11 protein-coding genes and 1 other RNA gene are annotated in these 13,763 nt (G+C 58.6%); 6 read left to right on the plus strand and 6 right to left on the minus strand.

Annotated elements, in window-relative coordinates:
* Nucleotides 1-146 precede the first annotated feature (146 nt).
* Entirely contained in the window at nucleotides 147-3,134 is a 2,988-nt protein-coding gene (locus HMPREF3135_RS01425) for a UPF0182 family protein (RefSeq protein ID WP_070437535.1), read from the minus strand.
* A gap of 151 nt (nucleotides 3,135-3,285) precedes the next feature.
* Here HMPREF3135_RS01425 and HMPREF3135_RS01430 point away from each other — a divergent pair, with 151 nt between their 5' ends.
* Both HMPREF3135_RS01430 and HMPREF3135_RS01435 read left to right on the plus strand, forming a co-directional pair.
* Entirely contained in the window at nucleotides 3,286-3,867 is a 582-nt protein-coding gene (locus HMPREF3135_RS01430) for a PPA1309 family protein (RefSeq protein WP_048733546.1), read from the plus strand.
* A gap of 263 nt (nucleotides 3,868-4,130) precedes the next feature.
* Nucleotides 4,131-4,970, plus strand: coding sequence for a GDSL-type esterase/lipase family protein (locus HMPREF3135_RS01435; RefSeq protein ID WP_048733544.1), 840 nt, complete (start codon nucleotides 4,131-4,133; stop codon nucleotides 4,968-4,970).
* Nucleotides 4,971-5,044: 74 nt separating this feature from the next.
* Here HMPREF3135_RS01435 and ssrA read toward each other — a convergent pair.
* Nucleotides 5,045-5,428: a transfer-messenger RNA gene (ssrA, locus tag HMPREF3135_RS01440) on the minus strand.
* A gap of 357 nt (nucleotides 5,429-5,785) precedes the next feature.
* Between ssrA and HMPREF3135_RS01445 the strand changes: the two genes are divergently transcribed.
* On the plus strand, nucleotides 5,786-6,181 hold the full coding sequence (locus HMPREF3135_RS01445) for a DUF3887 domain-containing protein (RefSeq protein WP_016423247.1): 396 nt from the start codon (nucleotides 5,786-5,788) through the stop codon (nucleotides 6,179-6,181).
* 28 nt (nucleotides 6,182-6,209) lie between these two features.
* Here the strand turns inward: HMPREF3135_RS01445 and smpB are convergent, their stop codons facing one another.
* Nucleotides 6,210-6,713 carry an SsrA-binding protein SmpB gene (smpB, locus tag HMPREF3135_RS01450; protein WP_038626299.1) on the minus strand — a complete coding sequence of 168 codons (504 nt, stop codon included), beginning with the start codon at nucleotides 6,711-6,713 and terminating at the stop codon, nucleotides 6,210-6,212.
* A 178-nt stretch (nucleotides 6,714-6,891) separates the two neighbouring features.
* Here smpB and HMPREF3135_RS01455 point away from each other — a divergent pair, with 178 nt between their 5' ends.
* The 3 genes from HMPREF3135_RS01455 (at nucleotide 6,892) to HMPREF3135_RS01465 (ending at nucleotide 10,461) form a co-directional block, all read left to right on the plus strand.
* Nucleotides 6,892-8,535, plus strand: coding sequence for an AbgT family transporter (locus HMPREF3135_RS01455; RefSeq protein WP_049189696.1), 1,644 nt, complete (start codon nucleotides 6,892-6,894; stop codon nucleotides 8,533-8,535).
* A 163-nt stretch (nucleotides 8,536-8,698) separates the two neighbouring features.
* A complete protein-coding gene (locus tag HMPREF3135_RS01460; protein ID WP_048733555.1) occupies nucleotides 8,699-9,466 on the plus strand; it encodes an alpha/beta hydrolase family protein in 768 nt (255 codons plus the stop codon).
* Between the two features lie 20 nt (nucleotides 9,467-9,486).
* Nucleotides 9,487-10,461, plus strand: a complete 975-nt coding sequence (locus HMPREF3135_RS01465) for a cation diffusion facilitator family transporter (RefSeq protein ID WP_016423250.1) — start codon at nucleotides 9,487-9,489, stop codon at nucleotides 10,459-10,461.
* 29 nt (nucleotides 10,462-10,490) lie between these two features.
* Here HMPREF3135_RS01465 and HMPREF3135_RS01470 read toward each other — a convergent pair whose 3' ends face one another.
* From HMPREF3135_RS01470 to rsmA, 3 genes are read right to left on the minus strand one after another with little or no spacing between them, the layout of a single operon-like run.
* Complete coding sequence (locus tag HMPREF3135_RS01470; protein WP_049171263.1) at nucleotides 10,491-12,320, minus strand: ABC-F family ATP-binding cassette domain-containing protein; 1,830 nt, start codon at nucleotides 12,318-12,320, stop codon at nucleotides 10,491-10,493.
* Nucleotides 12,304-12,819, minus strand: a complete 516-nt coding sequence (locus HMPREF3135_RS01475; protein ID WP_070437539.1) for an NUDIX hydrolase — start codon at nucleotides 12,817-12,819, stop codon at nucleotides 12,304-12,306. Before HMPREF3135_RS01475 ends, HMPREF3135_RS01470 begins: the two co-directional genes overlap by 17 nt.
* Before the next feature lie 24 nt (nucleotides 12,820-12,843).
* Complete coding sequence (rsmA, locus tag HMPREF3135_RS01480) at nucleotides 12,844-13,758, minus strand: 16S rRNA (adenine(1518)-N(6)/adenine(1519)-N(6))-dimethyltransferase RsmA (RefSeq protein ID WP_070437542.1); 915 nt, start codon at nucleotides 13,756-13,758, stop codon at nucleotides 12,844-12,846.
* Nucleotides 13,759-13,763 lie beyond the last annotated feature (5 nt).

Consider the following 13,763-nt stretch of genomic DNA (forward strand, 5'->3'; position numbering starts at 1 on the left):
CTGGTCTCTCTGACCAACGAGAAGTAACTGTAGCACGACGCTCCCAACAAAGACCAATCCCCAGGTCATAGCCAATTTCGCTACAACCTAGGGAGTCTTCGGACCATAGAAACCTATGATTCTCGGTTAACTACTCGTTGCACGTCTTACTGGCCGTTGGCCTTCTGGTAGTCAGCGGCAGCGCGGTCGAGCTCGGCAAGTGCCTGGCCCTGTGCCGCGTAGTCACCGTTCTTCTGAGCGTCGTTAAGCTTTTGCAGTGCGTCGGAGATACGGCGAGCGGCGTCGTCACGCGCGGCGACATCAACCTTGCGCTCTTCCTTCGGTGCCTCGTCGTCGGACTCAGCGTCGGCGGCATCCTTGTCCTTATCCGCCGACTGCTCCTCAGTCTCTTCCTCACCGCGGACCTTAGTCGCGGCGGAAGCATCGATACCGACCTGACTCAGAGCCTCAGTGACCGTGGCGCCGTAGCCCACCTGACCGCGGTAAGCGACGAGAATACGCAGCAGCTTCGGGAATGCGGTCTCCTGGCCCTTGCGCTGGGTGTAGACCGGTTCGACGTAGAGAATCTCGCCATCGCCGACCGGCAGCGTCAGCAGGTTACCGTTGGTGACCACGTTCGTGCCCTCGAGCAGAGTACGGTCCTGGGCGACCTCATCTGCGGACATCATCGTGTCCTGCGCCTGACGCGGACCCATGGTCTGGGTGTTGGTCGGCAGGGCACGGATGGTGATCTGACCGTACGTCTCCGGATCGGAGGAAGCGCTCATCTGGGCGGCGAGGAACTCGCGCTCCAGACCGCGGAAGGCGGAAATCAGCTGGAAGCTCGGCTTTCCGGTCTTCGGATCGGAAGCGACAACGTAGTACGGCGGCTGGGAGAGGTTCTGCTCTTCCGGCGCGGTCGGATCGGACGGGACGGACCAGAAGGAGTCATTGGCGAAGAACACGCCCGGATCGCTGACGTGGTACTTGGCCATCAGCTCACGCTGAACCTTAAACAAGTCCTCCGGGTAGCGCAGGTGCTCCTGCAGCTCCTCGGAAATCTCCGACTTTGGCTTCACCACATCCGGGAAGACACCCTCCCAGGCCTTGAGCACCGGATCCTTCTCATCGAACTCGTAGAGCTCAACGGTGCCATCGTAGGCATCGACGGTCGCCTTGACCGAGTTGCGGATGTAGCTGACCTCGCTGTTCGGCAGCGGGCGTGGAGTGCCATCCGGGTTAATGGAGTCCTGCGTGGTCTCCTGGAGGCTCATGCGCTGGGAGTACGGCATCTTGGCCAGCGTGGTGTAGCCGTCGACAATCCACTTCATACGGCCATCGACTACAGCCGGGTAGGTCTTGGTGTCAGTAGTCAGCCACGGGGCGACCTTCTGAACACGGTCACGCGGATCGCGGTTGTAGATGATCTTGGAGTCCGGCCCAATGCGGTCGGACAGCAGGATGTTGAGCTCCTGGTAACGGGTGGCGAAAATCATGCGGCTGGCAAGTCCGCCTACGCCAACACCGCCCTCACCGTCGTAGGTGAAGTTACGGCCGTCGGCATCGTACTCATAGTCCTTGCCGTCACCGTTACCGCCAACAATCGCGTAGTCGGCATCGCTGTTGGCGATAACCGGGCCGTAGTAGATACGCGGCTGCTTCAGGTTCAGGTTCATGCCGTTCGGGTCCTCGGACTCGAACAGGTCAGCCACGGTGTACAGCGGGTAACCGCCGCGGGCGGAACCGGACTCGGAGGCAACCTCGTCGACCTTATTAGCCGGCGCAGCAACGAAACCATTGCCGTGGGTGTAGACCGTGTGACGGTTGATCCAGTCAGTCTGGTTACCCTGCAGCGTCTGCGGGTTCAGTTCACGAGCAGCGACGATGAAGTCACGGGACGCGCCATCGATCTGGTAGCGGTCAATGGCAAGCGGATCGGAGAAACCATAGAAGTTCTTCAGCTGACGCTGCTGCGTGAAGGTACGTGGCAGCACTTCCGGATCCAGGATTCGGATATTGGCCAGAGTAGCGGCATCGCGGGAAATCGAGTCCGCACCTTCCTTCGCGGCTTCCTTATCGCCTTCCTTTTCAGCCGGAACGCCCCAGTCGCGCTCGACCTTCACCTTGTCGTCGGTAAGCCCGTAGTGGTAGCGCGTCGATTCAATATTGCGCGCAATGTATTCGCGTTCCTTGGAAGCGCGGTTCGGGTTAACTGAGAACTGCTCAACTGCCATCGGCCAGGCCACGCCAATCAGACCTGCGGAAACCAACATCAGCACGGTGGCAAACGCCGGGATCGAAAGATTGCGCAGGAAAATGGCCGCGAAGAATGCAGCGGCCACGACGATTGCGATGACCAGCAGCGTAATCTTCGCCGGCAGCAGCGCATTGATATCGGTGTAGGAACCACCGGTGAAGGTCTTCTGCTTGTTATTCAGCAGCTCATAGCGGTCCAGCCAGTAAGACACAGCCTTGAGCAGCATGAAAACACCGGCCCAGCACGCCAACTGCGCACGAGCCGCATTGGAAACGCGGGTCTTCTCCCCTGTAGTCGGGTTACCTGGGCGGATGCCACCAAGGAAGTAATGCGTCACCAGCGACAGCAGGAACGCAATAACTACCAGGACAACCAGCGTCGAAACGATGTACGACCACAGCGGCAACTGGAATGCGTAGAAGCCCAAGTCCTTGCCATACTGCGGGTCAGTCTCACCGAAGGACTGCCGGTTTAAGAACAGCTGCACCGTCTGCCAATTACCCTGCCCCACAAGGCCACCGAGTACGCCGAATACAACGGGCAGCGTGGTGAACATCGACTTCGAACCGGATTCAGCCATCCGTCGGTACACTGCCTGCGGGCTGCGTGGATCCGTCAGTCCGAGGTCGACGGGCCGCGAGCGCCACGCCAGCCACATAGATAGAAATGTCAGTGCGCCCGCTATCAGGCCTACAGTGATAAACAGGACGATACGAGTGAGCCACGTGGTGGCGAATACCCCTCGATACCCCACTTCACCGAACCACTGAAAGTCCGTATAAAAATTGACGGCGATTGGAATAACAAAGGTCAGCGCGGCAATCACCAACACGGTAATTGCCAGCCCCCCCGGTCGGCCACCCGCCGATCGTCTCGGTCGAGTCTGGTTTAGAGACAACGTCTCTCCTGTTCGAGTTGAGCTTGACTTGCCAGCGAGCTGGTAAGTCGGTCGTACGCTTATCTGTCATCTACTCTAAATAAAGTTCCTAACATTTGACTAAGGATGCTGTTAATACAGCGTTGCCAGGAAAGGGGCGTCGTCAAGCGTCATGAGCGAAAACAACGGCACTCAGACTCATCTCAGCCAGCAGGCACTCAATCGCGCCGTGCGCGAAGCTGTCGAATACGTCCACGCCGAAGGTTGGGACCGCGCTCCGAGCCTCTTCGCCCTCGTCCCCACCGCCGCGCTTGCTGACGTGCTTGCCGACGAGCTGATTGACAGCGCCCCATTGACTGTCGTTGCGCAGGAACCTCTCCCCGAGGGAATTGAAGGTGGTAGCCCTGAGTTGGCGGACTTTATCGCTCGGACATCCTGGCCGGCAGGTGTCGTCGGTGCCGTGTTAGCGCAGGAAATTATGGTCATCGCCCCGGAGCAGGCAGACAGCTTTGAGGGCGCGTCCCTGGACGAGGTGCGGGCACAGGCGGATGGTGAGGCGGCTCGTCAGGCACGTCTTTTCAGTGGCGTTATCAGTGAAGGTCCACACCTAACGCTGATTCAGCCTCGCCCCACAGAGGCGGAACTGGATGAGCGTGGACCCTTTGCTGAAGATGAGATTGAGCTAAAAGATGGTTCTGGGGTAGCCGATGGTGTCATCGCTGCGTTGTATTCCACGTTCGGAAGCGCCTCATAAATCCACCTACCAGCGATAAGAGACAAAAAAGAGGCATTGAAAGCGCCGAATATCCATATAACTAGCTTATTCCGGTTGACATCGGGCTTAGAACCTAGTTGTATAACAAAGTGATAAAGGCGCGTCTCTAAGTATCCGCTCAGGGTTCTGTCGGACTTGGTTCTGTCGGACTTGGTTCTTCCAGGGACGGTCTGTGGCGAAGAAATCGCGAGTGTAGCGCGAGTTTTTCCTTCTATAGGTTTTCAACTAAGAGGTTTTTAATTATGAAGAACAACGTTGTTCGCCGTGCAGCAGCCTCGGCAGCTGCAGCTTCTGCGCTGGCAGCCTCCCTCCTGACCGGTGGTGTTGCCAACGCTCTTCCTACTGGTAACTACGTTGCCTTCGGCGATTCCTTCGCTGCTAACCCGGGTCAGTCCGACCCGGCCGTACCGGGCCGTGGTGGCTGCCCGATTTCGGTCTCGAACATCGGCTCTCACGTTGCTCGTGAGACTGGCCTTGAACTGCACGACTACTCCTGCAACGGCACTACCGCTTTCATGCCGACTCAGCCGCAGAAGTCCCTGATGGGCCAGGTTGACAACGCCATCGCTCAGGGCTCCCTCGGCCCGGCTACCCAGCTGGTAACCATCTACGTTGGCGCCAATGACGCGATGCAGGGCGCTGTGCTGCCAATGCCGGTTCAGGATGACCTGTACACCACCAACGTTGTGGCCGCTGTGGAGAAGATCAAGGCCGCTAACCCAACTGCTCGCGTCATGCTGATTGGCTACCCGGCTTTCACCTCTAATGACCCGACTCACTACGCTTGCCCGGTTAACGCCGCAGGTTTCGCACCGCACATTCCGGCTGCCGGCATGCACCACTTTGAGATGGCTCTGCAGAACCGCCAGATGCGCGCTGCCGCTGAATCCGGTATCGGTTTCGTCAACATGAAGGAAGTCACCAACATCGACGTCGCAATGTGTGGTCCGGACGGTGAGCGTCAGGTCTCCGCAATTCTGGATACCGATGTTGCTTCCTACAACATGACCAACCACCCGACCTTCCACGGTTCGGCAGTTGCTGGCACCACTATCGCCAACGTCTACAAGAGCACCTTCTAAGGTCTTTCGACGTCGCTCAGACGTCTTCAAGTACAACGAGAGAATCCCCGGCCATAATGACCGGGGATTTCTATTTGTGGAGCTGCCGAGAATTGAACTCGGGTCCACCGCCAACTCGCCAGGGCTTCTCCGTGCGCAGTTCGCACAATCGCCTCTACTCGACCCTTCGGCTCAGGCAAACATGTCCGAATGACGGGCCCAGCCGCAAGCAAGAAGATCCCCGATGAGCCTTACGGCACACCCATCGGGCGAGCCCTTTTAAGTCGATGCCAGGGTCCGGACCAAAGGGCAAGCCCGGCCTGACAGACACGCTAGTCGCTTAATTAGGCAGCGAGAGCGTAGTCGCGCTGAGTGTTCTCGGCGCTTAATCAGTTGCTACGACGCTTAACGGTGGTCTCTAGCCTGCACCGGCACGCTTCCCCTGGCTCACTGTACGGTGTCGAAACCATGTCAGCCCCATACAATGCCTTCGAGCACGGGAAAGTGCGTAGCACTCAAAGGATGTTCAAGGATAACGCTTTACGACGAGGAAAGTCAACAGACCTCGTCATACAGCCAGCAGCTCCCCACCCACATGTCAACTTAGAGTTGACACCATTGTCAACCAATGGTTGACTGCAGTCATGGATCCATTGACGACAATCCGTCACCGACTGCAAGCAACGAACATTGCCGAACAAGAACTTGAAGATGCCGTGGCGCAGGCTCGCGCAGCGGGCCATTCATGGGCAGAGATTGGAAATGTACTCAATATCTCCCGGCAAGCGGCATTCAAACGGTTCGGAAGTGTCCAAAACCCCGTTTCAGGAGAATTGATGACTGCCACAAAAACTACACATATCGCCGAACTCGGCGAAAAATTCCTTCGCCACATCATCAACGGTGAAGAAGCAGAAACCGTAAGCATGATCTCCCCAAAGCTCCGGAAGGATCTCCCCTGGTCCACTATCTACTCTGTCTGGGAAGATGTTCTCACCGAGACTGGGGCGTTCGAATCTTTCGACGACACCCAAGTCACCAGCCTCGGGGGAACCAGGACTAAGGAACCGACCTCGCAGAAACTCCTGTCGAAGATTCTCGGCACAAGTCTCGTCATCACCACCCTCAAACATGAGGCTGGCGAATGGATGGCTCGAGTTGCCTTTGACCGTCACGAAAACGTCATTGGCCTGCTCATCCTCCCAGTCGATGCGACTGAGTTCCCCTTCTAATAGAGCCCTTTCCTAATGAAGACCTCTTTTACCCCTTGATGCCCTTCACACGACGGCCCAGCGCACGAGTAGCTTCGCGCTCCTCCGTGCGGCGCTTGATGTCCTGGCGCTTGTCATAATCCTGCTTACCGCGGGCGAGTGCGAGCTCGACCTTCAAGCGGCCGTCGGTGAAATACAGCTTCAGGGGTACAAGCGTGTTGTTGCCATCGCGGACCTTGCCCCACAGGGTGTCAATCTCCTTGCGGTGCAACAACAGCTTGCGCGAGCGACGCGGTGAGTGATTAGTCCACGAACCGTAGGAGTACTCCGGGATATGCAGCCCGCGGAGCCACACTTCGCCGTCGTCGATGGTCGCGAAGGCGTCATTAAGCGATGCTTTGCCCTCGCGCAGCGCCTTGACCTCAGTGCCCACGAGAACGACACCGCATTCGTAGGTGTCCAGAATGTTGTAGTCATGGCGGGCACGACGATTGGTGGCCACCACCGCGTTGTTGGCGCTGACCTTTTCTTTCTTCGACTTCTTCTTGCCCATAACCTGATTAACTCTAGTCGAAGAAGGTGCACTACAGCTATTCCCTAGCTATTCCCTTAACTTTCCCTTATGCGCCTGCTCGCACCCGACATACATATGCCTCTGGCCTTTTACGTTGTGACGCAACTTACTTTCCCCTAACCTTTTACCAACGTCTAACACAGAGGGATTTATATATATGGGACAGTCAAAAACGTTGGAACCGGACAAAGCGCCACCGAAGCCAAAGGGGTTCCTAGCAACACTGGAACGTATCGGCAACGCACTGCCAAATCCATTTTGGCTATTCGTGATTCTTGCCGGTGTAGTCATCGTTTCTTCGTGGCTCGGTGAGGCTGCGGGTATGCAGGCCAAGGATCCCGCGTCGGGTGACATCATCGAGGTGGAAAGCCTTGCTACCGCAGAGTACCTGCAAAAGATGGTCTCTGAGGCGGTAACGAACTTCACGGACTTCGCACCAGTTGGCCTGATTCTGGTGTGCATGCTCGGTGTCGCAATTGCGGAGTACTCCGGTTACATCGGCTCGGCAATCCGCGCGGCAATTTCCAAGGTGCACTCCCCTGTCCTGCTGACATTCATTGTTGCACTGGCCGGCGTGACTGGTTCAATCGCTTCTGATGCCGTCTACGTGATTCTCATTCCGCTGGGTGCCGCCTCATTCGCCGCAGTTGGTCGTAACCCTATTGTCGGTGCGATGGTCGCCTTTGCCGCCTCGTCGGCCGGGTTCAATTCGTCACTGGTGCTCAACATCACCGATGTGCTGCTGGCAGGTATCTCCACGCATGCAGCGCACTTCGTGGATCCGGAATACGTAGTTTCACCGCTGGCCAACTACTTCTTCACTATGGCCTCGTCGATTGTGCTGGCTCTGATTATTACCGCCGTTACTGAACTGTTTATTACCAAGCACGTGGAGAAGACCGTCCACGACGACCACATTGACCACGATGCCGCGGAATTCACCAAACCGGGCGCTTCGGAGGAAGCTGCCGAGGAAAACGCCAAGAAGGAGGAGCGGAACACCGCATCTAGCAGCTCCAGCAATGGCCGCGACAAGCTAATCCTCAACGATGCCGAACGACGTGGCCTCCGCTACGGCAACATCGCCGCTGTCATCTTCCTGGCGCTTTGGTTCGCTGCCCTGTTCATCCCGGGTTCGCCTCTGCGCGGCGAAGGCGACGGCATCTTGAATTCCGTGCTGCTTACCGACGTCGTGGCGTCCATCGCCCTCTTCTTCGCAGTGGTCGGCATTGCGTACGGCATCGGTGCCAAAACCATCACCTCCTCAGCAGACGTGCCCGCCTTCATGGAACGCGGCCTGGGCACACTGACCACAATGATGGTGCTCTTCTTCGCCGTCTCGCAGTTCACGGCCTACTTCAAGTGGTCCAATATCGGCCAGTGGACCGCTATCAAGGGCTCCGAATTCCTGACCAAGGCGGATCTGCCGCCGCTGTTGCTCTTTGCTGCCTTCGTCCTGATGGTGGCTGTTCTCAACCTGCTGATTACCTCGGGCTCCGCACAGTGGGCTCTGATGGCGCCGGTCGTTGTGCCGATGCTGATGTACGTCAACGTCTCTCCAGAGGTCTCCCAGCAGCTATTCCGTATTGGTGACTCCCCGACCAACATCATTACGCCGATGTCGCCGTACTTTGCGCTGGCGCTGACTTTCCTGCAGAAGTACTACAAGCCTGCGGGTGTCGGCACGCTGATGTCGCTGGCTATCCCGTACTCGCTGTGCATGATGGTGGGCTGGTTCCTATTCTTCGTCCTCTGGTATCTCGCGGGCATTCCGCTGGGGCCGGGGGTTCCGGTGCGTTAACTCACAGCCACTAGGAGATTGAGGGATTGGTCGAATTTTTCGCCCAATCCCTCACTTATTTGTGGCACCCGGGCTTAATATTGCGTACGGTCGCCACCACAACGGGCGTCGTAAAGCGAAAACGTACACACATTGAGCACACACTGAGACGCGGATATAACCTATGCCAACAAAGCACCTAAAATTTACGGGATCGACCGGCGAGACTCTGGCTGCATCAATTGATTTGCCGGACGGTCAGCCACGCGCGTGGGCGCTATTTGGTCATTGCTTCACGTGTAATCGGATGGTGCCCGGCGCGTCACGCACCTGCAAGGCGCTGGCGAAGAAGGGCATTGCGGCATTCCGGTTCGACTTCACTGGCCTCGGGCAGTCCACTGGTGATTTCGGTGAGACGACGTTCCAGACCAACATCGATGACCTTAAGGCCGCCTACGAGTTCATGGAGGCAGAATTTGAGGCCCCCTCGCTACTGATTGGGCACTCGCTCGGTGGCGCAGCGGCGCTGAACGCCGGCCACGATATGCCGAAAATCAAGGCGGTAGCGACAATCGGTGCACCCTTCGATCCGGCACACTCGATTGTGCGCATCGCCGGTGACATTTCGACGGTCGATGAGCACGGCACGCAGGTTCTGCAGATTGAAGGTCGTGGCATTCCCATCTCCCGTGAGTTCTTGGAAGTGTTGGCGGACTACAACCCGGAGGTTTATCTCAGCCAGCTGCGCAAGCCACTGCTTATTCTGCACTCCCCGACCGACCAGACTGTTGGTATCGATAGCGCCCAGAAGATTTTCCAGGTCTCTCGCTATCCAAAATCCCTGATGAGCTTGGATCGCGCAGACCACTTGCTCACTCGCGCTAAGTCCGCCGCGCGCGCTGCTGACCTGATTTATGCGTGGGCGGATAGCTATCTTCCGGAGGCTGAATAGCCCTGTTATCATTAGGGGTTATGGACACAACTGAACACTCTGGCCACTCACACGGCCACGGTCATTCACACGGTCATTCACACGGCCATGACCACGCTCATATTGACCCCGCGAATACTCCTGCCCGTCGCCTGCTCGCAGCTGCGGGTCTAACTCTTGTCGTATTTCTCGCCGAGCTCATCGGCGGCTTGGTCTCGGGTTCACTGGCGCTGCTGGCAGATGCCGGCCATATGGTGACGGACTCCGCAGGCCTGCTTATGGCAGTTGCCGGTTTGGCTATCGCCCAGCGCGGAGCCAATCACCGCGCGACGTACGGGTACCGTCGTGTTGAGGTTCTGACTGCTCTCGTCAACGGTCTGACAGTTTTCATCATTGCCGCTGTGATTCTCTGGGGCGCAATCCGGCGATTCGGGTCAGTGGAGCAATCTGAGATTCAAACCACGTCGATGCTCATCATCGCAGTCATCGGCCTGCTCACCAATGTGATTGCGGCGTTTCTGCTCGCCGGCGCTGCCAAGGAAAGCGTCAACGTCCGCGGCGCGTATCTGCACGTGCTTGTCGACGCCGCTGGTTCGGTCGCCGTCATTATCTCCGCTATCGCTATCGCATACACCGGCTGGACTGCCATCGACTCGGTGGTCTCTATCGTGATTGCGCTCTTCATCGTCCCCCGAGCCGCCGTTCTGGTGCGCGACTGTCTCCACGTGTTGCTGGAGTACACCCCGAAGGGCGTCGACACTGAGAGAATCACTGCTGACCTGTCTGACTTGGACGGAGTGGTCGATGTCCACGATCTCCACGTCTGGTCCCTCAACGGCAGCGACCTACTGGCATCTGTCCATCTCGTGCGCTGCGACACGCTCCCCAACGGCGACGAGCACGCATTGCTCGACCGCGCGCAGGCACTGCTTCACGACGTCCACGGGATTGAACACGCCACGGTGCAAATTGAAAGAACCGGGCACGCTGACCACGAGTACCCGGCTCATACCTAAAATGTTCGGCTAGTAGCTGAAGTAAGATGCTAGCCCTCGAGCTGCTCCCCTAGCTCCAGCCACTCCATCTCCAGCTCTGCCTTCTGCTCAACCACCTCCGCAGCACGGCGATCGAGGTCCGCCAGCTTTTGTGTGTCCAAGTTGGCTACATCAGCACTCGCTTCCGCCATCTGCGCATGCAGTTCACTTTCTTGCTGGCTGAGCTTCGCCATCTTCCGCTCCAGAGCACTCATCTTCTTCTGGACAGCATGAGCTTCCGCAGCCGAGAGCTTCGAGGTATCCTCCTCTGAAGCTGCGCCACGGGTCTGCGGACTACCGGCATTTGCTTGAGAGGCACCACCACTAGCGGCCGAGTCAGCCAGCTGTGCGCGACGCTGGAGGTACTGACTAATCCCGCCTGGCAAGTTCGTCAGCTCGCCATCGCCGAAGAGGGCCCAGGTCGAGTCGGCAATACGCTCAATCAGGTAGCGGTCGTGCGAGATGACCACCAACGTGCCCGGCCAATTGTCCAGCAGGTCTTCCAATTCCTGCAGCGTGTCAATATCCAGGTCATTCGTCGGCTCGTCGAGCAGCAGGAAGTTCGGCTCACTCATCAACACGCGTGTGAGTTGCAAGCGGCGACGCTCACCGCCGGAGAGGTCTGCGATTGGGGTGCGCTGCCGCTTCGGGGAAAAACCCAGTCGCTCCGCCAGTTGCGAGGCGCTAATCTGCTTCTTGCCCAGGTCAATGTAGGTCGCCACGTCCTCCACAGCGTCGAGCACACGCATATCCAGCGGCAGATCATCGAGCTCCTGTCGCAGCCAACCCAGACGCACCGTCTTGCCCTCAATCCGCTTGCCATCGCTTAAGGGGTAGTCTCCCGCCAATGCGCGCAACAAAGTCGTCTTACCCGAGCCGTTGACACCGACCAGGCCAATGCGCTCGCCGGGGGCCAGACGCCACGTGACGTCGTTAAGCAATTCCCTACCATCGGGCGTTTCCAGGGACGCATGCTCTAGCTCTACGACCACCTTGCCCTGTCGACGCTGCGAAAACGCCATCAACTCCACGGAATCACGCGGCGCCGGGACATCGGCGATGAGAGCCTCAGCTGCTTCGATGCGGTAGCGAGGCTTCGAGGTGCGGGCCGGCGCACCCCGGCGCAACCACGCGAGTTCCTTACGCGCAAGGTTCTGGCGACGCTGCTCGGCGGCATCGGCTTGGCGCGCACGCTCGGCACGCGCGAACGTCCAGTCGTTGTAACCGCCATCGTAAAAATCGACGGTGCCATCGTGGACTTCCCACGTCTTCGTGGCAACGGTATCCAGGAACCAACGATCGTGCGTGACGACGACCAGGGCTGCCCGGCGCGAAAGAACATGATCGGCCAACCACTGCACACCCTCAATATCGAGGTGGTTCGTTGGCTCATCGAGAATGAGCAGATCCAGATCTCGGACCAGCGCGGCCGCCAGGTTAACGCGACGGCGCTCACCACCGGAGAGATTGGCGACCTTGGTATCCATACCGAGGTCATTGATACCGATGCCATCGAGGACCTCGCGGATGGAAGCGTTACCCGCCCACTCGTGTTCAGCGAGTCCCAGCGGTGCAATGACGCACTCAAACACGGTGGAATTCGGGTCGAGCTCGGCGCCCTGGGTGACATGCGCCATGGCCATGTCGTTGGCTCGCGAAATACGTCCGGAGTCCGCTGGCTCCACGCCTGCCAGAATCTTCAGCAGTGTGGACTTGCCGCCACCGTTCAAACCGACAACACCGATGCGGTCGCCCTCTTGAACACCGAGGCTGACGCCGTCGAGCAGAGTCTTGAGCCCGAAGGACTTAGAAATATTCTCGCAATTAATCAGATTCGCCATGATGAGTATTTATTGTGCCCCATTCGACGTTGCCAAGCACACGCCGGACATACCAGGCCACCGGCAGCTCATCGAACTGCTCTCGGGTTACCCATTTAAATTCCGGATGCTCGCCGCTGAGCTGGACATTCTGCGTGTCGTCGGCCTCGCGTACTAGAAAGGTCACCGTGTGGAAGCGGAAATTCTCCCCGCCCATATCCGGATTGGAATAGTGGGCAAATTCGCTGACCTCCGCTGCGCGCAGGCCGGCCTCTTCACGCAGTTCGCGCACAGCGGCCTCCGCGGGCTCCTCCCCCGCGTCGAGCTTGCCACCGGGCAAATCCCACTGGCCCCCGAGGAAGCCCTCGTATTCACGCAGCAGAAGCAGCAAGCGGTCACTTCGGAAAACTATGCAGTTGCACACCCAGCCGTCGTCGTCAGGCCAGAACTTAGTCCAAGCCAGGTCGCGCGGTTCGCGCCGGCCGATTTCGGCCCTGCTGGGGTTGCCGTCACGGTGCATGGGGGAAAGATCGCCTGTCCTTTGTTAAAAGCGCTGGTCTCGTGAGACCTCAGCGAGGCGAACGAAATCGGCAATTTCGAGCTTCTCTCCTCGCTGCTTGGGGTCAATCCCCGCTGCTATAAGCGCCTCTTCGGCTGCGGCGCCAGATCCGTAAATCCCCGATAGGGCCGCACGGAGGGTCTTGCGGCGTTGCGCAAAAGCAGCGTCGATAAGCGGGAAAAGGCGCGCGCGGAATTGCGGCGAAATCTCCCACGGAGCCTCGGGGGCATCGGCGGCATTGGAGTTCTCAGGAGCGTCGGAGCGGGCGTAGCAGTCAATGCGCACAAGCCCGGAATCAACCTTCGGGACCGGCCAAAAGACGTGCGGACCAATGGCACCGGCGCGACGCACTGTGCCGTAGTAGGCGGCCTTGACGCTGGGGACGCCGTAGATCTTGGAGCCCGGCTGAGCCGCCAGCCGGTCAGCGACCTCGGACTGCACCATCACGAGCACACGGCGGATGGTGGGGAGCTCGGCAAGCATGTGCAGCAGCACCGGTACCGAAACGTTGTATGGCAGATTGGCCACCAGCGCATCTGGGGCGGTCTGAAAGTCCTCGCGGCTGACCTTCAGCGCATCTTTCTCAATGAGCTCGAGTTCACAGCCCTCGGCGCGCTCAGCAACCGTCTGGGGCAGACGCGCCGCCAGCCGCGGATCGATTTCAACAGCCGCGGCGCGGCCGCAGTGTTCGAGCAGCCCGAGGGTCAGCGAGCCCAAGCCGGGGCCAACCTCAACAGGGTAGGAATCCTCCGGCAAATCCGCCGCAGCGACAATTCGACGCACGGTGTTGGCGTCGTGGACGAAGTTCTGCCCCAATTTCTTCGTCGGGACAATATCCAATTGCGCCGCCAAGTCGCGTACTTCGACCGGCCCCAAGAAAGAAACTTCTGCTTTAGTCACAGTTA

Source organism: Corynebacterium sp. HMSC14H10, assembly GCF_001807105.1.
GTDB lineage: Bacteria > Actinomycetota > Actinomycetes > Mycobacteriales > Mycobacteriaceae > Corynebacterium > Corynebacterium jeikeium_D.